We start from the raw sequence: 20,834 nt of genomic DNA, 5'->3' as shown, positions 1-20,834 counted from the left end.
GGAGGCGGCTGAGTGGCGACCTTGGGTGCTTGGTGTTCGGTCGGATGCAGCGCATGCGCAGGGCTGCTGCTCATGTCCTGCCTCCGCCCACGGCCGACTTCACCGCCTCTTCGAAACCAAAGACCTTGCCGTTGTTCTTGGCGGCGAAGGCTTCGGCGTCCTTCTTCAGCAGGAACGGGGCGATATCGCCGCCGGCGACCGCAAAGAAGGCCTGATCGGCGAACAGTTTGATGCCGCGTGCCGTGTCGAAGACGTAGGTGACGTTGATCTTCTTTCCCTTGGTCCTGAAATCCGCATAGGCGCCGAGCGTGCAGGTGGCGCTGCTGAACGGAAGGATACCTTCATCCTCGACCCAAACCTCGCCGGACTTGCGGGGATCCGAAATCGGCTTCTTGCAGAACTTGTCGTCGCCGGAAATCTCGTAGTTCGTGGTGCTGGCGAGCTGGGCCTCGTAGTCCAGCTTCATCTCGGCATAGGCCTTGCGGATGTAGGAGTCGTCGACCCACCTCTTCGGTTCGAATTCCTTCATTCGTCCGAGATTTTGCAGAACCTTGACGTCGACTTCTGCAGCGTCGATCAGGCTCGGCTTGATGGTGGGATCGGTGGTCATGTTGCCGCCTGGACCCAGGAAGATGTAGACGACTTCCTTGTTGATGCCGGTCCATTCCGCGATTTTCTCCGCCGCAAGTTTCGGGTCGGCGCGGAGCCACTGGTTGGCGGCGATAATCGCTTTCATGTACGCGACGACGACCTCCGGATACTTCTCGGCGAAGTCGGTGCGGACCACGACGCCGTGCCAGGTCGGCAGGTTGGTCTCTACGCCGTCGAAGATCTTGCGGGCAAATCCGCGAAACGGCAGCAGCTCGGCGAACGGGACGAAGTCGGCGTGGCCGTCGATCTTCTTTTCCTGAAGGTTCGTCGAACCGACTTCAGGACTTTGACTGACCAGCTGGAAGAAATCCGCCGGATAGCCCCGGTCCTGCATCGCCTTCAGAACCATGCCGTGGGCGGCCGATCCGAAGGGGACGCTGACCAGCTTGCCCTTGAGATCGGCGAGCTCGTAATACGGCGAGTCCTTGTGGACGACGAGACCATTGCCGGAGCCGGACAGGCTGTAGGCCGCGACCGCGATCAGGCGGCTCTTGCTTTCGGGATTTTTCTCAAACGTGAATCCGTTGACGACGAGCGGATAGTCTCCCATGGCACCGAACTGCAGCTTGTTGGCCATCATGCCGTTGGTGACGGGAGGACCCGAGGTGAAGTTCTGCCATTCGAGTTCGAACTTGATATTGGCGTACTTGCCGTCTGTCGGAAGGTACTTCTCCAGCAGGCGCAATTGGCGGATGACGATCCCGGTCGTCACAGTGTTGGTCGTGGTGTCCTGCGTACCGATGCCAATCTTGATAGTCTCGCCGAGGGCCGGCTGGGCCAGCGCCAAGGCCACAGATGCTACAGATATCGCTATCGAGAGTGATTGGACTTGGCGGACCATGTTCATCCCCATTCGGTTGGAAGCGCTGCACCCATGATTGGTTGGGTCGACGTTCCCTGCAAATGCGGACTGGCCATCGGAGTAGATTAGTTGCCGTTAAAGGTCGGTTGCATACTCGTTGGGCAGCTTTGCTGTGCAAAGCCGCTTACGTGTGCAGCCAAGTTCAATCCGATGCCTGACCGCGCATTTCTTCCAGAACGTTCGGCAGGCAGACGACGATCTGCGACCGCTTCGTCAGCACAATCCGCTTTTGCTGCATTCGCTTGAGGCTGATCGTCACCCATTGCCGTGTTGCGCCCACCATGTGCGCCAGGTCGGCATGGGTGAAAGCCGCGGCGATAACGACGCCGTCGGGATCCTCGACGCCGTATAGATCCATCAGGTGCAACAGAAGGTGCGCCAGCCGCTGCGTGATCGAGCGCGTTCCCAGCATTTGCGCGAGCGCCGAATAGCACTTGCCCTTGAACGCGAGGCCCTCGATCAGTCCAATCGCAAGATTGGGAATTTCAGTTGCCAGCGTTCGCAGTTCTTTCCCGGGAAGCTGGACGACACTGCAGTTACTGGAGGCGACGCCGGACCACTGATGAATGCCGCTGTCGAAGACCTCCGGCCCGCCCACGAAATTGCCGGCGTGCCAATAGGCGAGGGTGATCTCGCGTCCGAGGGGCGAGGAATAGAAGACGCGAATGCGGCCGCTTTCGATCAGGAAAATGCCGTCATGTTTGGCGCCCTGACTGAATAGGGTCTGCCCCCGGCTGAGGACCTTTCGGCGCCCCTGCTTCAGGACGATGTCGCGCTCGCGTGACGTCAGCTTCTCCGTCAGCGACGGCGGACCGCCGACCAATTGCTGGTTCTCGGTGAGAAGCAGGGACGTTGATTTCGTCGCAATAGCCGCGGCCGAAGGCGAGCTTCCGCGCACCACATTTCCAGCCTGTAGCAACATTGCCGGTCTCCAGATCATCTAGAACTGATCTAAAAAGCAGCAATCTTCGTGCCAGATTGATCCTTTCGGCGTCAATGATGTGGTCGAAAAGCCGAATGGAATCAATGTTCGGCCAAACTTGCCAAATAGCTTTTGGGATAAATCCCTCTGTTGTGCCCGTCTGAGAACAAAATATTCAGGCCGTAGCCGAGGTCGGCGACTTCCACGATGGCGATCCCGGGGAACCGATTTGGGAAGCGTTCGTCGAAGCGCGCGCGGATGCAATGCGCGCATTTACAGGATAGCCGAAGCTCCTCCGCCGTAAGCGTGACGCGCGATCCGCCGGTTGCGATCATCGATAGCGAGGCGAGATCGACGCTGACCTCGCAAGTCGGTGAATCCGCGGCTATCGGTTGTGACGTCGACATCGGGAAGTCCTCCTTCGCAAGGGCTACCGTCCGACGGATCGCTTGGATAGCAACTAATTGCCGGCGTGCGCCGAATGCCTGTTCTGGAAATTACTTGCTTGTTCCGCCTCGCTATCGCGAACACGACTTCGCAAACATCGCGGGGCAAGCGAATCATGTTGCATCGATCGGGAGGGTTGAGCGAACCGAACCGGCTTTGGAGGGATCTTCCGGGTATCGCCCTCTGCGCGCTGATCGCCTGCACAGCGACGTGGACGGCGCTGTTGGCAGGTTCTGCTGTTGTCTGGGGCTTGATCTTCGGTCTCGTCCTCGCCGCGATTTTGGTCGCCTCCGTCACTGTTTCAAGCCGGCATTTCGTTCGCTGCCAGGCACGTGATGCGCATCGGTGTCGCGCTGCTCGGATTTCAGATCTCGCGCGCGACCCTGCAGATTCTAGACGTGGCTGACGTCGTTGCGCTCGCGACTAACGTCGCAATCGTTCTGGCGGTAGGCTGGTTCGCGGCACCGATGCTCGGAATTACCAGGGAGTTGTCGCTGGTCGCCGCAGCTTCCGTCGCCATTTGCGGTGCGTCGGCAGCCGCCGCCGTTGCCTGCGTCGTCATGCGCAACGATTCGGCTAACAGAGATGTTGCCTGCACGATCGGCGCTATCAGCATCTTGTCGTCGGCGGCAATGATCCTGTATCCGCCACTGGTTCAGATGGCCGGTCTCGGACCGGCAGCCGGCGGCATCTTTCTTGGTGGAACTATTCACGAGGTGGCTCACGCGGTTGCTGCTGGCTACTCCGTCAATCCGGAGACTGGCGAAATGGCCACTGTGGCAAAGCTTCTGCGGGTGGCGCTGCTGGCACCAGTCTGCATCGCTGTATCCTTTATCGCGTCGGGTAGGGGTGCTTCGCAAAAGCCATCGTTGCCGTTGCCGCCAGCTTTCTTGGTCGGTTTTGTCTTGGCTGCGTTGCTCAATGCCTCGGGGTTTGTCCCGCGCGAACTATCTCAGGTGACCGCGCCGCTCTCGCGTTTCTGCCTCGTCATGTCGATGGCGGCGATCGGATTGACATTGCCCTGGAGAAGCATCCGTGCCTTTGGCCTAAAGCCGATCATGCTCCTGCTGATTCTTTCCGCGATCCTGATCGGGTTGTCGTTAATCTACGTCAAGTATCATTCGTTCTGGTGAAGTCCGCGAAAAATTAGAAACTAATCGACCAAGAACTGAACTCCGTCGTTGCGAGACTTTTGCTTCTCACCCAAACGTTCCGCCATCGCGCTGACGTGCGCGTTTTGGCGATCGAGCGATCGAAGGAGGAGAAGGACGATGGGCGCTTTTCAGAAGGAAACGGTTCTCTCGGTGAAACACTGGACCGATTCCCTGTTCAGCTTTACCGCCACGCGCGATCCGGGTTTTCGCTTTCAGAACGGACAATTTGTCATGATCGGCCTCGAGGTCGAAGGACGTCCGCTTGTCCGTGCCTACAGCATGGCGAGCGCCAACCATGAGAACGCTCTCGAATTCTTCAGCATCAAGGTCAGCGATGGACCGCTGACCTCGCGTCTACAGAAGATCGAGGAGGGTGACATCATTCTCGTCGGTCGCAAGGCCACCGGCACGCTGGTCACCGGAAACCTCATGCCGGGAAAGCGGCTGCTACTGCTTTCGACCGGAACCGGTATCGCGCCGTTCGCCAGCCTCATCAAGGATCCCGACATATACGAGTCCTACGAGACGATCATTCTCGCCCATGGCTGCCGCCAAGTTTCCGAACTGGCTTATGGCGAGCGCCTGGTGGAGAGGCTTCGCGAGGACGAGTTGTTCGGCCCGCTGCTCGCCGACAAGCTGATCTACTATCCGACCGTGACCCGCGAGCCGTTTCGCAACCGTGGCCGCATTACCGACCTGATCGAATCAGGTCAGATCTTCGACGACGTTGGACTTCCCGCACTCGACCGGGAAACCGACCGCATCATGTTGTGCGGCAGCCCGGGTATGCTGGAGGAGCTCCGCGCGATGTTCACCGCGCGCGGTTTTGTCGAAGGTAATCACAGCGAGCCTGGGCACTTCGTGATCGAGAAGGCTTTCGTCGAGCGATAGCGGCCGCGGCTGCCTGTTTGTTGTTCAAAGGCTGACTTCGATTTCGGCAGCGGGCCCAAACAATGGATTTCTCTCTCCGGCGACAACTAATTGCTATCGTCGAAGGGCCATCCGAACAAATCTAGCACCAAGACGGCGAACACGCCGAACCAGGAGCGAGTGATGGCAATGGATGAGATCGTCGACGGGCTTTCGGAAGTTTCCTGCGATGTGCTCGTGATCGGTGGTGGTACCGCCGGGCCGATGGCTGCACTCAAGGCGAAGCTGAAAAATCCCAAGGCGAATGTCGTTCTGCTCGAAAAGGCGAACGTCAAGCGGTCGGGCGCGATCTCGATGGGGATGGACGGGCTGAACAACGCCGTCATTCCCGGCTACGCGACGCCGGAGCAATACACCAAGGAAATAACCATCGCGAACGACGGCATTGTCGATCAGAAGGCCGTCTACAAGTACGCGCAGAATTGCTACAAGATCATCGAGGAGCTCGACAGCTTCGGCATCCGTTTTCTGAAGAACGAGAACGGCGATTACGCGGTCAAGAAGGTGCACCATATCGGCACCTACGTCCTGCCGATGCCGAACGGCGAGACGGTCAAGAAGGCCATTTACCGTCAGCTCCGGCGGGCGCGGATCTTGATCTCGAATCGCTATATGGCGACCCGTCTGCTGACGTCGAACGACGGGCGCGTAGCAGGCGCCATCAGCGTCAATACGCGTACGGCCGAGATCCTGGTTATCAAGGCCAAGGCTGTCATACTCTGCATGGGCGCCGCCGGCCGCCTCGGCCTTCCCACGTCAGGTTATTTGTTCGGTACCTATGAGAACGCGGCCAACTCAGGCGATGGCTATGCGATGGCCTATCATGCCGGCGCTGCGCTGGCGAACCTCGAATGCTTCCAGATCAATCCGCTGATCAAGGATTACAATGGACCGGCGTGCGCCTACGTCGCCGGCCCCTTCGGGGCATTCACTGCCAACAACGAAGGATCGCGCTTTATCGAATGCGATTACTGGTCGGGCCAGATGATGCTCGAATTCTACAACGAATTGCTGTCGGGCAAAGGACCGGTGTTCCTTCAGTTATCGCATCTTCACGAAAAAACTATCGAAGAGATCGAAGCAACGTTGCACAAGGTCGAGCGACCGACGCGGGGCCTGTTCCAGAAGGGGCGGGGTACCGACTATCGGACCGAATCGATCGAGATGCACATCTCCGAGATCGGGTTCTGTTCGGGACATAGCGCGTCCGGTGTGTTTGTCGATGATTGTGCACGCACGACCGTATCAGGCCTTTACGCCGCCGGCGATATGGCCAGCGTGCCCCACAACTACATGCTTGGCGCTTTCACCAACGGTTCGGTCGCGGGTACCGACGCGATGGAGTTCGCGGACAATCACGACTTCGCCGCCGTCGATGCTGCTGATGTGGCCAGGGAGCGCGACCGCGTCATGGCCCCGACCAAGCGGGAAGACGGCATCCCGCCGAACCAGATCGAATACAAGGCGCGCCGCCTCGTGAACGATTACCTGCAGCCGCCAAAGGTCACGCGCAAGTTCCAGCTCGGTCAGCGCCGGCTGGCGGAGGTTCGCGAGGATATGGAGCAGCGAATGATCGCGCGCAACTCGCATGAACTGCTTCGCGCGCTCGAGACCCAGTCGATACTCGACTGTGCCGACATGGCCGCTCACGCCTCGCTCTACCGCGAGGAAAGCCGCTGGGGGCTCTATCACCTTCGCACCGATTTCCCGGAGAAGGACAACGGGAACTGGTTCTGCCACACGCTTCTGCGCAAGAGCGACGGCAGGATGACCAGCGAAAAGCGGGATGTAGAGCCTTACGTCGTCCCGATCGCCGACGAAGAGAAGGATCTCTACGACAAGCAGCGCATCCGCGCCAGCGCATAACCGCCCTGCAACGAAGCACCAGGAGACTTAGCAATGCCTCTCGCCAGTTATCAGACCTCCGTGCCGGTCGTTGTCGACGACGCCAAGTGTATCGCGGACAAGGGATGCACCGTCTGCGTCGATGTCTGTCCGCTCGACGTACTTCGCATCAGCGACATGACAGGAAAGGCGTACATGGCCTATGACGAGTGCTGGTATTGCATGCCATGCGAAGCCGATTGCCCGACCGGCGCCGTTACCGTCAACATTCCCTACCTCCTGAGGTAATCATGTCGGGCCCTTTCGAATCCTACGACGATCTCGACGACGTCGACGAGCGCCTGGAGGCCGCTGACCCGGGCGAGCGCCGCGTCGCGATTATAGCGCTTGGTCACTCCGGGGATCCTGCGGCCGTCGGTCATCTTGGCCGCATGGTGGCCGATCCCGACGCCGGGGTGCGTCAGCAGGTGGCGATGGCGCTCGGAGAGTTCGACGGCCTGGAATCGGCGGCGGCGCTGGCGAAACTGCTGGTCGATCCGGAGCAGGCTGTCGCTTCTGCCGCGGCCGACAGCATGGCTGAATTCAAGGATCCGGCCTGCGCCGACGCGATACTTCCGTTGGTCAAGCATGGGCACGCGTTCGTCCGCATGGGCGCGCTCCGGGCGCTGAAGGAATTACGCCGAAAGGATACGCTCAAGCCAGCGCTGGAGGCGCTCAGGGACACGGATGCTGCGGTCCGCGTACAGGCGATCGGCGTCATTGGCTTTCTGAAGCTGGAGGAGTCGATACCTGCGCTCACTGCGTCCACAGGCGATCCCGACGGCCATGTCAGGCGAGCTGCGGTCAGCGCATTGGCATTTTCGCAGATGAAGCCTGCGGCTGAATCGATCACCCGCGCGCTCGGGGATGACGACTGGATGGTCCGCGAGATGGCGGCGGAGACGCTAGGCCTCAACACTAACGGTCTGGTTGCCGTGGATCAATTGATTGCGGCGTTGGCGGACGATTTCTGGCAGGTGCGGCTCAAGGCGATCAGAAGCCTTGGCAAGATGAAGGTCAATCGGGCGGTTCGTCCGATCGGCAAGTGCATCACGCACGAGCAGGCAAATCTGCGCAAGGAAGCTGCAGCGGCGCTGGGCGAGATTGCCGATCCAGCTGCGGAGCCGTTCCTCGTCCTGGTCGCAAATGATCACGATCCCGAAGTCAGAAAGAACGCGCGCTGGGCGCTGCAGCAGATCGTTGCCAGGAAAGCGAAGACCTGTTCTTAGCGCTCTCGTCGCGGCATCGAGCGCTCGACGATTGTGCCAAGGGGCGTTGGACCGTGGCCTCGAGCCTCGCGCCTCAAGGAGGCGGGGTTCCGTCCTTCCGCAAGGTGCAGCCATGGTCGCGGCAGCAATTTTCCGAGCTTTCATTACCGGGAATAATGAGCGATAATCAATAAGCCGGCCGCGGCGGCAAGTGCCGAGCGGACGGAATCGGTGCGCGAAGATGGTAAAGGCCGATGCCTGAGCGAACGTACAGTCGAGGCAGCGATATTGATGCCACGAGAGCAAGCGCTCGTTTGGCCGGCCTCGACATCGACATCATTCACCGACAATCGCCGAATGGTGATTGGGAGCAGATATCAATCAACCTGCGGGCAACGCCATCCTTCGAAGCGCTCGGGTCCTCGTTCGAGGTGGCTAACCCTTTCACGTTTTGGGCGCAGGCCACGCGATTTATGTGGATGCCGTGGCTGCTCACGGCGCAGACGATGATGCTGCCGACAGGCCGGCCGCGAACGCTCCCGAGCGTCGTCCACCCTGAGCAAGAGGCGCCGACGGCTAACGGTTAGCGAGCCAAAGGATCAGGGAAAGGATCACGCTGACCAGCAGCGATGTTGCGAGTGGGATATAAACGCGGAAGTTGTCGCGCTCGATGACAATGTCGCCTGGCAACCGGCCTAAGCCGATCTTGTTGATCACTGGCCATAGCAGCCCAAGCGCAACGAGGGACAAGCCGAAGATGATGAGGAGACGCGAGATCGACATTGCGCCGAGCCTACGATCACAGTGGGCGAGCCGATTGAGGGAGAGCAAGCAGGATTTGGCGTGCTGCTGTGACCGCGGTCCGTCGCACGGCTCGGATGGGTCAGTATAGCGTTTTCGAGCGAAGCGGACACAGACAGTTGGGCAGGCTGACACCATGATTGCCCTGTTCACGGATTTTGGGTTGCACGGCCCGTATACGGGTCAGATGAAGGCGGTGCTGCACCAGATGGCGCCGCGCATTCCCGTTGTCGACCTCTTCGCCGATGCGCCAGTCAGCAATCCCAAGGCATCGGCGTATCTGTTGGCCGCCTATGCTGCATGGTTCCCGGTACGAACCGTCTTCCTCTGCGTTGTCGATCCGGGCGTCGGCGGGACGCGGCCATCCATTTTTGTCGAAGCCGATGGCCGCTGGTATGTCGGCCCCGGCAACGGCTTGTTTGAGCTGATCCGGCGCAGAGCCCAAGCGACGCGCAGCTGGGACATCGACTGGAAGCCGAAGCATATCTCGGCCAGCTTTCACGGGCGCGACCTCTTCGCCCCGGTGGCAGCCATGCTGGCGCGCGGTGATCCGCCCCCCGGCCAGCCACGTCACGATGGCGCAGATCGCCGAGCAGACTGGCCGGATGACCTCCGCGAGATCGTTTACGTCGATCACTACGGCAATGCGATGACCGGGCTGAGGGCGGCTACGCTGCCGCCCGGCGCAAGGCTCACCGCGGTGGGGCGGGTTCTGGACCGCGCGAGGACCTTCAGTGATCTGCCGCCAGACTCGGCTTTCTGGTATGAGAACTCCAACGGGCTTGCCGAAATTGCCGTCAATCAGGGGCGGGCGGACCGCGATCTCGGTCTTGCCATCGGCAGTCCGGTCGAGATCGTCGCATGAACAAAGGCTTGCCGCTTTGACCCGAAGTCAACATTCGACCAAGCAGCGCCCTCATCCGCATCGGCCGAAGCCGCCGGAGCGCCGCGACAAACCGCAGGCTAGCGCTAACAGGCGCCTTGCGGAGCAGATCCGCAAGATCCTGCGCAAACACTACATGAGCAAATACCGGGTGCAGTGAAATCGCGAAATCTGAACTTTGAAGCAAGCCTATGGTCGCCGGAGCGCGATCGCGCTTCACCAGCAGCGGCCACGGCGCGGGAGCAGGTCCCATGAGCGATTTGACCAGGCTGACAGTTTGGGACGACCCGGCTATCTACGATGCCTTGTCCTGGTACCTGGCCGTTGCGGAGAACCAGCGACCGGCCAAGTTTCGCATTGCTGCGACGGTCGCCACGAAGCTTGACCCGGCGACCAGCAGCGAGGATGCGCTCTGGGCCGAACTCGACCGCCTCACGCCGATATTTGTCGCGCGCTGGGAAGCGATCCGGGCGGGTCAACGGTTGCCGCGTGCGGCGGATGGACCGAGTCTCCTGGAGCTGTGCCGCGAGCTCGCCTACCATATGCTCGGCCACTGCAATTTCTGTCCGTGGGATTGCCGCGTCGACCGTGCGGTGGGGGCCAGATTCGGCGCCTGCAAGCTCGCCGCCGGCTCACGGGTCAGCTCGCATTTCCATCACACCGGCGAGGAACTGTTCTATCGCGGCAGCGAGGGCTCGGGCACGATCTTCTTCACCTCATGCAACATGCGGTGCGCTTTCTGCCAGAACGGTGACATCAGCACCGATAAAGACAATGGCGAAGAGACGGACCCGCGCACGCTAGCGGCGATGGCCCGGACGCTGCGCCGCGAGGGTTGCCACAACATCAATTGGGTCGGCGGCGAGGTCGTCATTCACCTGCATGCCATCGTCGACGCCATCGCGTTGTTGGGCCGCGACTACACGCCCACGCAGGCGGAGCTAGCGCGAGCGCGCAAAACGAAGGCTGACCGTTTTCTCTGGTTCGACGAGGTGCCCGATGCCGCTCTCTATGACGGGGCGTTCAATGCTCCGATGCTCTGGAACAGCAACTTCTTCATGACTCTCGAAAGCATGAAGATCCTGCGCGTCCTGACCGATGTGTGGCTCCCCGATTTCAAATTCGGTCCCGGCGGCTGCGCGACGACGCTGGCGAAGACGCCATGGTACTGGGAGACGGTGACACGCAACATTGAGTTGCTCGACGAGTGGGGGGAGAATTTCTCGATCCGCCACCTGGTGATGCCCAATCACATCGATTGCTGCACGTATCCGGTGCTGGAATGGATTGCCGAGCGCGTGCCCGCCGCGCCGGTGAACGTGATGGCGCAGTTCCATCCCGACAATTTCTGTGACCCGGCGAGCGCCAAGTACCGGGACAAATACGCCGAGATCGCCCGCCGACCGACGCACGCGGAGCTTGAGGAGTCGTGGCGCCGCGCTCGCGAATTAGGCCTCAAATTCGAGACCGCTACATTCGAGCGTCGCAATACTTTCGGCATATCGGCGATGCCCGAGTTCTGATAACTCGCTGAAGCATGCGCTTCTTAATCGGCCGTCCCAGGTGCGAGCCGTGTGCACTGAGAATGCGAAAGCGCGATTTTCGCTTCCAACGTAGTCGGATATGAATCCGAGACAAACCAATCTGCGGAAGCTCGGGCGCACGAAATTCTTCAGTCGGTCCGATCATACACAGGACCGAGCGAGAGAAAAATAGATAAACGAAATGAATGGCTTACGCTGGAAATTTTCTTGCGCCCCACGATGGATTGGAGCGAGAGGTTAATTCTTTCAGTCGCTTAGAGGGCGACGTGTGCACTGAGAGATCAAAGAAAATCTCAAAACGTTCAACGTGAGCAGCCTCAAGGAAGCGCGTTTGTTGCACACTATTCGACGCTCAAGAGGCATCTTGATCCAGCGAGCGGCTCGCTTGCCTGACTTCATTCAGGAAGGCCTTGGCCAGGCGCGATAGAGGCTCCGCCTCAGACCACAGCATATAGGCCACGGCCACCGTCTTGGGCGTGAAAGGCCTAACGATCAGACCCTGGCCGCCGCTCTGGCGCGGCGAAAACGGATCGACCACCGCCGCGCCGACGCCGGCGGCCGCGAGCACGCAGGCCGTATTACAGTATCGCACCTCCACAGTTGGCTGGAATGGCGCGCCGGCCTGCGCGAAGCTCTCGCGCACGGCTTCGCCCAATCGCGTGCCGCGCTCCAGCCCGATGAAGGGCAAGCCGACAAGGTCGGACGCGGAAATGACTGGCCGTTCGGCCAGCGGATGGTTCGGCGGCAAGACGCAGACCATTTCGCCGGTATGAACCACCTCATGCGCAATGCCGGGATGATGCGACAGCCCGAGCGCAAAGCCGAGCTCTGCGACCCTGCTGGAAACGCCGTCGATGATTCCTTCGTAGCGCCGTACATCGAAGAAGACACGCGTCTGCTGACGGCGGCGCAGGAAGTCCGATAGAGCGTGTGGAATAATGCTGTAGGCCAGCGGTGGCGTCGCTACGATCGATAGAAGCCCTGTGCGGCACTCCCTCAGGTCGCGCACGCGATTTTCGAGTTTGGCATGGAGCGCAAAGATCGCGTCACTTTCCTTGTAAAGCATCAACGCCTCGGTTGTCGGAAACAGCCGGTTGTTGACACGCTCGAACAGAGCGAAGCCCGCCTGCGCCTCCATCACCTTGAGCGCGTTGCTGATCGCCGGTTGCGATAGCGCCAGTTCGTCCGCCGCCGCGACCGTGGTCCGATGGCGGATAACGGCACGCAGGATCTCCAGTTGGCGCAGGTTCATATAACTGCCGGTTATTGTCTCACTAAAAATATCATAGCACGAGTGATTGCGTTTAGGGCTGCGCTTCCGCGTAATCACCTCTGCATCGGAGTGCCATCGAAGCGGGATCACCCGCCTCTTGAGTAAGCAATCCGCTCAGATTGGAGGCAATGTTGGTTCGAGTTCTCCGCGCCGCCGCTGCTCAGATGGGGCCGACGCAGAAAGCGGACTCGCGAGAGCGTACGCTTGGGCGGATATTGGCCTTGCTGGAGGAGGCGGCTGCGCGCGGCGCAACGCTGGTGGTTTTTCCCGAACTGGCGTTCACGACCTTCTTCCCACGATGGTTTATCGAGGGCGAAGAGCTTGACCATTACTTCGAGCGCGGGATGCCGAATCCGGCCGTGCAGCCCTTGTTCGATCGCGCTCGGGCGCTCGGCATCGGCTTCTATGTCGGTTACGCCGAACTGACATCGGATGGTCGGCGCTTCAATTGTTCGATCCTGGTCGATAGCCACGGCGAAATTCTCGGGCGCTATCGCAAGGTGCATTTGCCCGGCTCGGTCGAGCCGCGTGCCGACGCAACCTATCAGCAGCTCGAAAAGCGCTACTTCGAATATGGCGACCTGGGATTTCCTGCCTTTCGGGCGGGACCAGACTGGCACTACGCGATCATGGGCATGATGATCTGCAATGATCGCCGCTGGCCGGAAGCCTGGCGCGTGCTGGGCCTGCATGGTGTCGAATTGGTCTGTGTCGGCTATAACTCCGCGGCGTACGATCCAAACGGCGGTGCCTCCGAAGATGCGGCGCTGCGCACCTTCCATTCCAGGCTCGTGACCCAGGCCAACGCCTACATGAACGCCACCTGGGCGATCGCGGTCGCCAAGGCGGGAAACGAGGATGGCTCCGGACTGATCGGCGGCTCCTGCATCGTGGATCCCAATGGCCGGATCGTCGCCGAAGCGCAAACGCTCGCGGACGAAATCATCGTTGCTGACCTCGACCTCGATCTCTGTCGCCAGGGCAAGGACAAGATGTTCAATTTCGCCGCGCACCGGCGGCCGGAGCAATACACGGTCATCACGGAGCGTGCCGGTGTTATCGAGCCGGCCACGCTCGATGCGGTTAAACGTCAAGCGGCCAGTCGCAGTGCGGGCCGAAGGAGCTGATATGACACGTATCTCGTCCTTCCTTGGGCTCGCCGCGCTCCTGACCATTGCAACGGCAGAGGCCGCCGAACTGCCGGAACTGATCAAGCAGGCTGGCACGTTGCGCCTGACGGTCAACTCGACCTACGCCCCGATGGAATATCGCGATCCCACGACAAACCAGCTCGTTGGGCTCGATATCGATCTCGCCAACGAAATCGCCAAACGGCTGGGCGTGAAGATCATCTGGAGCGAAACGCCGTTCGCCGAGCTCATTCCCTCATTGCAGACAAAGCGCGCGGATTTCATCATCAGCGGCATTTCGGACCGCAGCTCGCGGCGTGAGACCGCCGATTTCATCGACTATCTGGCGACGGGGCCGCAGTTCTTCGTCCTGACGGAGAATGCCGCGAAATCCCCCATCGATCTCTGCGACAAGAAGGTCGGGACGACGCGCAGCACCAGCTTCCCGGTCGAGATCGAGAAATGGAGCAAGCAGAATTGCGAGGCGAATGGCAAGCCCGCCATACAATATGTTCCAGGTGAGAACAGCATCGATGTTCGCAACCAGCTCAAGCAAGGTCGCATCGATGCCGCAGTGCAAGGCACCGAGACGCTGCCCTACGCCCAGCAGCAAGAGGCGGGGAAATACCGCGTCATCGGAGAGCCGTTCGCCACCGGCTATCAGGGCATCATGTTCCGGAAAGACGACGTGGCGCTGCGCGAGGTGGTGACGCAACATCTCGCCGCCATGATCGCTGACGGCTCCTACAAGGCCATTCTAGATAAATACGGATTGGGCGCGAACGCGGTGGCCCAGCCAATGATGAATGCGTCCACGCAATGAGAGCAGCGCCTCCGCTGGCGAAGGGTTTTCCCGATATTTCGGGGATGACGGTCGCACGTCAGGTTCATTGGCAGCGATGGCTCGCTGCGGCGGCGATTGTCATCGTGTTGGCTGCGATCGGTCGTGCCTTCGTCAACGGTCAGATCGAATGGACCTATGTCAGCCGTTTCCTGACCGCGAAAGTGATCCTTGAGGGCATCACCAACACCATGGTGATGGCGGTGCTTGCGATGTCACTTGGCATCGTGTTGGGTGTGGTCGTCGCGATCATGAGGCTCTCGTCCAATCCGGTTCTAACGTCCGTCGCCGCCGGCTACACCTGGCTGTTCCGCGGCACGCCGCTGATCCTGCAGCTGTTGCTGTGGTTCAACCTCGCGCTGGTATTTCCGACGATCGGCATTCCGGGCCTGTGGTCGGCCCGGGCGGTCGATGTCATGACGCCGTTTCTGTCGGCACTGCTCGGCCTCGGCATCAACCAGGGCGCCTACACGTCCGAGGTGATGCGGGCGGGCATGCTGTCGGTCGACGTCGGACAATATGAGGCCGCGAAGGCGATCGGCATGGAACGGCTGCGGGCGTTGCGCCGGATCATCCTGCCGCAGGCGATGCGAGTGGTGATCCCTCCGCTCGGCAACGAATTTATCGGCATGGTGAAGGCGACGTCGCTGGCTAGCGTCATTCAATATCCGGAGGTGCTGCACGCCGCAGAGAACATCTATTACGCTAATTCGCGCGTGATTGAACTCCTGATCGTCGCCGGCTCCTGGTATCTGCTCGTCGTATCAATTTTGACGCCTCTGCAGATGCTACTTGAGCGCCGCTTCGCGCGTGGCGCATTGCAGATCAACCGATGACCCAGCCCCTTGTCGCCATCCGTTCGGTTAGCAAGAGCTTCGGGGAGTTTCAGGCCCTGAAGCAGGTCTCGCTGGACGTCTGGGCAGGCGAGGTGCTTTGCCTGATTGGCGCGTCGGGATCGGGCAAGACAACGCTCCTGCGTTGCATCAATCAGCTTACGTCGGCCGATAGCGGCGGCATCTGGCTGGACGGCGAGTTGCTGGGCGTACGAGAAGAGGGTGGGCGATTGCATCGCCTGACTGAGCGGGAGATCGCACGCCAGCGCCTGAAGACCGGGATGGTGTTTCAGCGCTTCAACCTGTTCCCGCACAGGACCGCGCTTGAAAATATCACCGAAGGTCCGGTGCATGTGCAGGGCCGCAAGCAGGAGGAAGCGCGGGCGGAGGCGATGGAGCGTCTCGCGCGCGTCGGGCTGGCGGCGAAAGCCGATGCCTATCCCTCACAACTTTCCGGCGGGCAGCAGCAGCGGGTGGCGATTGCCCGGGCGCTCGCGATGAAGCCGATGCTGATGCTGTTCGACGAGCCGACGAGTGCACTCGATCCCGAACTGGTCGGCGAGGTACTCACCGTCATGAAGGAGCTTGCCAGCAGCGGCATGACGATGATGGTGGTGACGCACGAACTCGGCTTCGCGCGCGAGGTGGCCGATACCGTTGTTTACATGGACCACGGCGCAATCGTGGAATCCGGCCCGGCGGCCGAGGTTCTCGGTAAGCCCCGTGAAGTGCGCACCCAATCGTTTCTTTCCGCCGTGATCTGATGGAGCAAATTTCATGATGAAACGTTTTCTTGCTGCCGCATTCCTCAGTGCTGTCAATGCGCCCGTTATGGCGGTCGAGCTACCCCCGGAAATCGCCAAGCAGGGCAGTATTAGGGTTGCCATCGTACCGAACTATCCACCGCTGGAATTCCGCGATCCCGCTACCAACACGCTGACCGGTTTTGACGTCGAGCTTGGCGAGGCGCTCGGCAAGAAGCTCGGCGTCAAGATCGACTGGCAGCAAACCAGTTTCGACCAGATGATGCCTGCGATTTCGACGGGGAGGGTGGATGCGATCCTGTCCGGCATGACGGATATGGCGAGCCGGCAGGACACGGCGACCTTTGTCGACTATCTCCGCAATGGGCCTCGGTTCTTCGTGCAGCAATCGCGCGCCGCCGAGTTCAAGGAAACGACGGCATTCTGCGGGAAAAAAGTCGGCGCCAGCCGGCGCACATCCTTTCCGAAGCTGATTGCTGCCTGGAGCGATGTTCATTGCGGCGGCAACCCGATTCAATTCGTCGGCACGGAAGGCTCGGCCGATGCCCGGACCCAGCTAAGGCAGGGACGGATCGACGCGGCCGTCCAGGGCGGCGAAACGCTTCCCTACATAATGGACCTCGAGCCGGGGACTTATGTTCCGATCGGCGATGTGTTCGCCGTCCAGTTCACCGGACTTGCTTTGAACCCCAAAGAGAAGGCGCTCCAGCAGGCGTTCGTGGAGGCTCTGGATTCGTTGATCGCGGACGGCACCTATCGTGCTTTGCTGGCGAAGTGGAAATTGACCGACTACGGCGTGGAGAAGGCGAGCATCAATGCTGGACAGTAAAGCGCTTGCGAGCATTCCGCTCATTCCCGCGAACACCGCGCCGCCGGCCCCGGATTATCCATGGCCCAAGCCCTATACATCAGCGATGTTCCTCTCCTTCGACGTGGACGCGGAGACCGCCTGGACCAGTAAAGATGCGTTACACGCCCAGCGCCTCATCACGATGAGCTATGGCGGTTACGAGGCGCGCGTCGGCACGCCGAAACTTTTGGAGCTGCTCGATCAGCTTGATCTGAAAGCGACGTTCTTCGTCACCGGCTGGTCGGTGGATGCGCATCCCGCGATGGCAGAGGCCATTCTCAAGGCGGGTCACGAGATTGGCCACCACGGGTATCACCATCTGTTGCCCGATCCGGGAGATCCTTGGATCGAGGAGGAACTGGAGCGGGGCTTCGAGGCGCTGAAGCGCCGGCTGGGCGTCAAGCCGACCGGCTACCGCGCGCCCTACGGCGAATTCACCGAAGAGCTGCGCGTGGCGCTGGTGCGCCACGGTATCATCTACACTTCGTCATTTCGCGACGACGTGCGGCCTTACCGCCATCGCCTTGCAGACGGCAGGCCGGGCACGATCGAGCTTCCGGTGACGGCAAGCTATGACGACTGGATGCACGGATTGTCCGCCCGATTCAGCCCGCGGCCGATCTTTCCGAAGGAGCATGTGCTCTCGATCTGGAAGGATGAACTCGATGAGGTCAGAGATTGGGGTGCGATGGTCACGACCGTGCTGCACCCGCAATGCAGCGGCCGTCCGATGCGGCTTCGGCTGCTGCGGGAATTTCTCACCTATGCCAAATCCTGCACCGATCTGTGGATCACAACCGGAGAGGCGATCGCGGCGAATTTCAGCAGGCACGAAGCAGCCGCTCTCGGAGAACCGCCGATCAGATATCCCAGGGAGTAATCGATGCTCGTTTCCCGTCGTTCACTGTTAAAGGCCGCTGCCGCCGCGCCGGCGTTGTCGCTGCCGGGAATCCTGCGGGCGCAGTCGCAGACCACGCTGCGCTTTATTCCGGTGATCGACCTGACCTTTGTCGATCCGATCTACTCCACGGCGCAGGTTTCCCGAAACCATGGATTCATGGTCTACGACACGCTCTACGGCATGAATTCGGCGCTCGAGGTCTCGCCACAAATGGTGTCCGGGCATGTCGTGTCCAACGAAGACCGGCAGTGGGACCTGACGCTGCGCGAAGGCCTGCTATGGCATGACGGCGATCGCGTGTTGGCGCGCGATTGCGTCGCGAGCATTCGCCGCTGGTCGGCCCGCGATGGCTTCGGCGCCGAGCTGATGGCCGCAACCGACGAACTGTCGGCGCCTGATGACCGCACCATCCGTTTTCGGCTGAGCAGGCCTTTCCCTCTGTTGCCTGCGGCGCTCGGCAAAGCTGCGATCCAGGCGCCGTTCATGATGCCCGAGCGGCTGGCGAGCCAGGATCCGTTCAAGCCGCTGGCCGAGGTGGTGGGCAGCGGGCCCTTCCGGTTCGTGGCGGATGAGCGCGTGCAGGGCGCGCGCAACGTGTACGCCCGTTTCGATCGCTATCTGCCCCGTCAGGACAGCAGGCCCGATTGGACCGCTGGTCCTAAGATCGTTCATTACGACCGTGTGGTCTGGACGACGATGCCGGATGCGGCGACTGGGGTCGCCGCCCTGCAAACGCGCGAGCAGGACTGGCAGGAAACAACGCCGCACGACCTGCTGCCGGTGCTGAAGCGTACCAGTAGCATCACCACGCGGATACTCGATCCGCGAGGTTACACCTGCATGCTGCGCGTCAATCATCTGCAGCCGCCGTTCGACAATCCGGCCATTCGCCGGGCGCTGTTAGGCGCGATCGACCAGTCCGCCTTTATGACGGCGGTCGCGGGCGACGATGCCGCCTATCAGTCCTCGCCGATCGGCTTCTTTGCGCCCGGCACGCCGATGGCGAGCGATGTCGGCCTCAATGTGTTCCGCGGACCGCGCGACATGGCGAAGGTCAAGGCCGATTTGAAAGCCGCCGGCTATAATGGCGAGAAGGTGGTGCTGCTCGTCCCCACCAACTCGGTTGCACAAAAGCCGCTAGGCGACATCGCCGCCGACATGCTGCAGCAGGCCGGCATGAACGTCGAATATGCCGGACTGGATTTCGGTGTGGTGTTGCAGCGGCAGTTGAAAAAAGATTCCGTCGCCCAGGGCGGCTGGAGCGCCGGCGTTGGCAACTGGCAAGGCATCGATTGGCTGAACCCGGCCGCCAATTCGAACCTGCGCGGCGACAGCAAAACGGCCGGCTGGTACAAGAGCGAGAAGATGGGAGCGCTGCGCAGCCAGTGGCTCGCCGCCGCCAACCTTGCCGAGCAGCAGCGGATCTGCCGCGATATCCAGGTGTTATCGTTCGAGGAAATTCCTTACTTCCCGATCGGTCAGTACAAACAACCGACCGCGTACCGTTCGAACATCACGGGCATCCTCGACGGTACGGCTGTGTTCTGGAACGTGAAACCGGCATGAGCACGATCGCGATCTTTGGCAGCTATGTGTTGTCGCGCAGGGACGGCGCGCAGGAGGTGCTGCGCGATCATTGGGTGTTGCTGGAGGGCAGGCAGATAGCCGCCGTCACGCGCGACCGTCCGTCCGCCACCGAAGTCTTCGACAGACCGGGCCGTTTCGTGCTGCCCGGACTTCTGAACCTGCACAACCACTGCTTCAGCGAAGCCGTCGCGCGGACGCATACGGAGGACGGCAATGGTCGCCGGAACAACCAGAGCATCGTCTATACGGTGCTGCTGCCGCTGACCAAGCGCGGCGCCGACCTGTTGTCGCCGTCGGAGCGGCTTGCCATCGCGCGGCTCGGCATTCTGCAATTGCTGAAAGGCGGCGCCACCACGGTGATGGAGCCGTTTCGCAACACCATCCCGGAGATGTTCGACGCCGCCGAGGAGATGGGAATCCGCTTCTATGGTGCGCCGTATTTGTTTTCGACCTCGGATGCCAAGGCGGGACCGGACGGCGTGGTGCGTTACGCGGGCGACGATGGCCAGGCCGATATGGACACGTGGAACGTGCTATATCAGCGCTGGAACGGACGCGGCGACGGCCGGATCGGCCTTGCGATGAGCCCACATGCGACCGACACCTGCGGTCCGGATCTGTTGCGGGCGTGTGCCGCCCGCGCGCGCGAACTCGGCGTTCCCATCACCACCCACCTCGCGCAAAGCCAGGCCGAAGTCGCGACGATCGCAGGCCGTCACGGCGGTCGCACGCCGGCCGAATTTCTGGACTGGCTGGGTCTTCTGGCGCCTGATCTTATGGCCGCGCACTGCATCGCGAGCACCGATAGTGATTTGAAGCTGATGGCGGCGAGGGGCGCCACGGTGCTGAACTGCCCGCGCGTGTTTGCGCGCTCAGGCGTTACCGCGGCGTTCGGCCGGTTCGCGGGGCACGGCGTGCGGACGGTAGTCGGAACCGATGGCTACAACATGGACCTGCTCGGCGAACTCAACGCGGCGTCGATGATCTCGAAGATTGCGTCCGCTCGCGCTGATGTAGCCAACGCACCGGAGCTGATCGAGTCGGTCACGGCAACGGCGGCGGCGGTCATCAAGCGGCCGGACCTCGGGACGATCGCACCGGGCGCTACCGCCGACCTCACCGTCGTCGACCTGACCCATCCCCATCTGCAGCCGCTGTTCGATGCGCGCCGCGGGCTCGTTGCGCTCGGAAACCGCGCCAACATCGATCTAGTCATCGTTGACGGCCGTGTGCTGATCGATGCGGGCCAGTACCTTCACGGCGACGAGACCGCGATGATATCGGCCGCGAACGCGGCAATCGGCAAAATCTGGGATTTGCCGGAAGCTCAGGCGGCCTTCAATGGGTGACCGCTGGTCGACACACGCAC

At 61.1% G+C, this 20,834-nt stretch carries 20 protein-coding genes; 15 read left to right on the top strand and 5 right to left on the bottom strand.

Going from position 1 to position 20,834, the window contains the following annotated elements; genetic code table 11:
* Window positions 1–70: 70 nt before the first annotated feature.
* The 3 genes from YUO_RS0124815 to YUO_RS0124805 all read right to left on the bottom strand — a co-directional run bounded on the left by YUO_RS0124815 (window position 71) and on the right by YUO_RS0124805 (window position 2,842).
* Entirely contained in the window at window positions 71–1,492 is a 1,422-nt protein-coding gene (locus tag YUO_RS0124815) for an ABC transporter substrate-binding protein (protein WP_028349705.1), read from the bottom strand.
* Window positions 1,493–1,655: 163 nt separating this feature from the next.
* Window positions 1,656–2,435: a Crp/Fnr family transcriptional regulator gene (locus YUO_RS0124810; RefSeq protein ID WP_028349704.1), complete on the bottom strand. Its 780-nt coding sequence runs from the start codon at window positions 2,433–2,435 to the stop codon at window positions 1,656–1,658.
* 101 nt (window positions 2,436–2,536) lie between these two features.
* Window positions 2,537–2,842 (bottom strand): gamma-butyrobetaine hydroxylase-like domain-containing protein, encoded by a 306-nt coding sequence (locus tag YUO_RS0124805; protein WP_028349703.1) that lies wholly within the window; start codon window positions 2,840–2,842, stop codon window positions 2,537–2,539.
* A 336-nt stretch (window positions 2,843–3,178) separates the two neighbouring features.
* Here YUO_RS0124805 and YUO_RS0124800 point away from each other — a divergent pair, with 336 nt between their 5' ends.
* The 5 genes from YUO_RS0124800 to YUO_RS0124780 all read left to right on the top strand — a co-directional run bounded on the left by YUO_RS0124800 (window position 3,179) and on the right by YUO_RS0124780 (window position 8,079).
* Complete coding sequence (locus YUO_RS0124800; RefSeq protein WP_283806425.1) at window positions 3,179–4,015, top strand: YeiH family protein; 837 nt, start codon at window positions 3,179–3,181, stop codon at window positions 4,013–4,015.
* A gap of 138 nt (window positions 4,016–4,153) precedes the next feature.
* Complete coding sequence (locus YUO_RS0124795; protein ID WP_028349701.1) at window positions 4,154–4,927, top strand: ferredoxin--NADP reductase; 774 nt, start codon at window positions 4,154–4,156, stop codon at window positions 4,925–4,927.
* Between the two features lie 162 nt (window positions 4,928–5,089).
* Window positions 5,090–6,832, top strand: coding sequence for a fumarate reductase/succinate dehydrogenase flavoprotein subunit (locus tag YUO_RS0124790; RefSeq protein WP_028349700.1), 1,743 nt, complete (start codon window positions 5,090–5,092; stop codon window positions 6,830–6,832).
* A 33-nt stretch (window positions 6,833–6,865) separates the two neighbouring features.
* Entirely contained in the window at window positions 6,866–7,099 is a 234-nt protein-coding gene (locus YUO_RS0124785) for a 4Fe-4S dicluster domain-containing protein (protein WP_008141081.1), read from the top strand.
* Window positions 7,100–7,101: 2 nt separating this feature from the next.
* Entirely contained in the window at window positions 7,102–8,079 is a 978-nt protein-coding gene (locus tag YUO_RS0124780; protein WP_028349699.1) for a HEAT repeat domain-containing protein, read from the top strand.
* Window positions 8,080–8,634: 555 nt separating this feature from the next.
* Here the strand turns inward: YUO_RS0124780 and YUO_RS0124770 are convergent.
* Window positions 8,635–8,841: a DUF2905 domain-containing protein gene (locus YUO_RS0124770; RefSeq protein ID WP_249727198.1), complete on the bottom strand. Its 207-nt coding sequence runs from the start codon at window positions 8,839–8,841 to the stop codon at window positions 8,635–8,637.
* 154 nt (window positions 8,842–8,995) lie between these two features.
* Here YUO_RS0124770 and YUO_RS0124765 point away from each other — a divergent pair, with 154 nt between their 5' ends.
* Window positions 8,996–9,724: an SAM hydrolase/SAM-dependent halogenase family protein gene (locus YUO_RS0124765; protein WP_028349697.1), complete on the top strand. Its 729-nt coding sequence runs from the start codon at window positions 8,996–8,998 to the stop codon at window positions 9,722–9,724.
* Window positions 9,725–9,933: 209 nt separating this feature from the next.
* Window positions 9,934–11,265 carry a radical SAM protein gene (locus YUO_RS41605; RefSeq protein WP_198028083.1) on the top strand — a complete coding sequence of 444 codons (1,332 nt, stop codon included), beginning with the start codon at window positions 9,934–9,936 and terminating at the stop codon, window positions 11,263–11,265.
* A gap of 373 nt (window positions 11,266–11,638) precedes the next feature.
* Here the strand turns inward: YUO_RS41605 and YUO_RS0124755 are convergent, their stop codons facing one another.
* Window positions 11,639–12,538 (bottom strand): LysR family transcriptional regulator, encoded by a 900-nt coding sequence (locus YUO_RS0124755; protein ID WP_028349696.1) that lies wholly within the window; start codon window positions 12,536–12,538, stop codon window positions 11,639–11,641.
* Window positions 12,539–12,687: 149 nt separating this feature from the next.
* On the opposite strand from YUO_RS0124755, the gene YUO_RS41600 reads away from it, so the two are divergent.
* Genes YUO_RS41600 through YUO_RS0124715 form a run of 8 tightly spaced genes read left to right on the top strand, consistent with a single transcriptional unit; the run spans window position 12,688 to window position 20,814 of the window.
* Window positions 12,688–13,686, top strand: a complete 999-nt coding sequence (locus YUO_RS41600; protein ID WP_083754700.1) for an N-carbamoyl-D-amino-acid hydrolase — start codon at window positions 12,688–12,690, stop codon at window positions 13,684–13,686.
* A gap of 1 nt (window position 13,687) precedes the next feature.
* Entirely contained in the window at window positions 13,688–14,512 is an 825-nt protein-coding gene (locus YUO_RS0124745; RefSeq protein WP_028349695.1) for an ABC transporter substrate-binding protein, read from the top strand.
* Window positions 14,509–15,366, top strand: a complete 858-nt coding sequence (locus YUO_RS0124740) for an amino acid ABC transporter permease (RefSeq protein WP_028349694.1) — start codon at window positions 14,509–14,511, stop codon at window positions 15,364–15,366. The genes YUO_RS0124745 and YUO_RS0124740 overlap by 4 nt, the downstream gene beginning before the upstream one ends.
* Window positions 15,363–16,127 carry an amino acid ABC transporter ATP-binding protein gene (locus YUO_RS0124735; RefSeq protein WP_028349693.1) on the top strand — a complete coding sequence of 255 codons (765 nt, stop codon included), beginning with the start codon at window positions 15,363–15,365 and terminating at the stop codon, window positions 16,125–16,127. Before YUO_RS0124740 ends, YUO_RS0124735 begins: the two co-directional genes overlap by 4 nt.
* 16 nt (window positions 16,128–16,143) lie before the next feature.
* Complete coding sequence (locus tag YUO_RS0124730; RefSeq protein WP_028349692.1) at window positions 16,144–16,956, top strand: ABC transporter substrate-binding protein; 813 nt, start codon at window positions 16,144–16,146, stop codon at window positions 16,954–16,956.
* Window positions 16,943–17,857, top strand: a complete 915-nt coding sequence (locus tag YUO_RS41595; RefSeq protein WP_051379619.1) for a polysaccharide deacetylase family protein — start codon at window positions 16,943–16,945, stop codon at window positions 17,855–17,857. Before YUO_RS0124730 ends, YUO_RS41595 begins: the two co-directional genes overlap by 14 nt.
* Window positions 17,858–17,860: 3 nt before the next feature.
* Window positions 17,861–19,444, top strand: coding sequence for an ABC transporter substrate-binding protein (locus YUO_RS0124720; protein WP_028349691.1), 1,584 nt, complete (start codon window positions 17,861–17,863; stop codon window positions 19,442–19,444).
* On the top strand, window positions 19,441–20,814 hold the full coding sequence (locus YUO_RS0124715; protein ID WP_028349690.1) for an amidohydrolase family protein: 1,374 nt from the start codon (window positions 19,441–19,443) through the stop codon (window positions 20,812–20,814). Before YUO_RS0124720 ends, YUO_RS0124715 begins: the two co-directional genes overlap by 4 nt.
* The last annotated feature ends 20 nt before the right edge of the window (window positions 20,815–20,834 follow it).

This window comes from Bradyrhizobium murdochi (genome assembly GCF_000472965.1).
Taxonomy (GTDB): domain Bacteria; phylum Pseudomonadota; class Alphaproteobacteria; order Rhizobiales; family Xanthobacteraceae; genus Bradyrhizobium; species Bradyrhizobium murdochi.
The sequence above is the reverse complement of the archived record's forward strand: the minus strand, read 5'-3'. Positions and strand labels throughout refer to the sequence as shown.

Bases quoted from the DNA above. Each gene is read 5' to 3' on its own strand.
- YUO_RS0124815 (WP_028349705.1), bottom strand. From the start codon at position 1,492: ATGGTCCGCCAAGTCCAATCACTCTCGATAGCGATATCTGTAGCATCT.
- YUO_RS0124810 (WP_028349704.1), bottom strand. From the start codon at position 2,435: ATGTTGCTACAGGCTGGAAATGTGGTGCGCGGAAGCTCGCCTTCGGCC.
- YUO_RS0124805 (WP_028349703.1), bottom strand. From the start codon at position 2,842: ATGTCGACGTCACAACCGATAGCCGCGGATTCACCGACTTGCGAGGTC.
- YUO_RS0124795 (WP_028349701.1), top strand. From the start codon at position 4,154: ATGGGCGCTTTTCAGAAGGAAACGGTTCTCTCGGTGAAACACTGGACC.
- YUO_RS0124790 (WP_028349700.1), top strand. From the start codon at position 5,090: ATGGCAATGGATGAGATCGTCGACGGGCTTTCGGAAGTTTCCTGCGAT.
- YUO_RS0124785 (WP_008141081.1), top strand. From the start codon at position 6,866: ATGCCTCTCGCCAGTTATCAGACCTCCGTGCCGGTCGTTGTCGACGAC.
- YUO_RS0124780 (WP_028349699.1), top strand. From the start codon at position 7,102: ATGTCGGGCCCTTTCGAATCCTACGACGATCTCGACGACGTCGACGAG.
- YUO_RS0124770 (WP_249727198.1), bottom strand. From the start codon at position 8,841: ATGTCGATCTCGCGTCTCCTCATCATCTTCGGCTTGTCCCTCGTTGCG.
- YUO_RS0124765 (WP_028349697.1), top strand. From the start codon at position 8,996: ATGATTGCCCTGTTCACGGATTTTGGGTTGCACGGCCCGTATACGGGT.
- YUO_RS41605 (WP_198028083.1), top strand. From the start codon at position 9,934: ATGGTCGCCGGAGCGCGATCGCGCTTCACCAGCAGCGGCCACGGCGCG.
- YUO_RS0124755 (WP_028349696.1), bottom strand. From the start codon at position 12,538: ATGAACCTGCGCCAACTGGAGATCCTGCGTGCCGTTATCCGCCATCGG.
- YUO_RS41600 (WP_083754700.1), top strand. From the start codon at position 12,688: ATGTTGGTTCGAGTTCTCCGCGCCGCCGCTGCTCAGATGGGGCCGACG.
- YUO_RS0124745 (WP_028349695.1), top strand. From the start codon at position 13,688: ATGACACGTATCTCGTCCTTCCTTGGGCTCGCCGCGCTCCTGACCATT.
- YUO_RS0124740 (WP_028349694.1), top strand. From the start codon at position 14,509: ATGAGAGCAGCGCCTCCGCTGGCGAAGGGTTTTCCCGATATTTCGGGG.
- YUO_RS0124735 (WP_028349693.1), top strand. From the start codon at position 15,363: ATGACCCAGCCCCTTGTCGCCATCCGTTCGGTTAGCAAGAGCTTCGGG.
- YUO_RS0124730 (WP_028349692.1), top strand. From the start codon at position 16,144: ATGAAACGTTTTCTTGCTGCCGCATTCCTCAGTGCTGTCAATGCGCCC.
- YUO_RS41595 (WP_051379619.1), top strand. From the start codon at position 16,943: ATGCTGGACAGTAAAGCGCTTGCGAGCATTCCGCTCATTCCCGCGAAC.
- YUO_RS0124720 (WP_028349691.1), top strand. From the start codon at position 17,861: ATGCTCGTTTCCCGTCGTTCACTGTTAAAGGCCGCTGCCGCCGCGCCG.
- YUO_RS0124715 (WP_028349690.1), top strand. From the start codon at position 19,441: ATGAGCACGATCGCGATCTTTGGCAGCTATGTGTTGTCGCGCAGGGAC.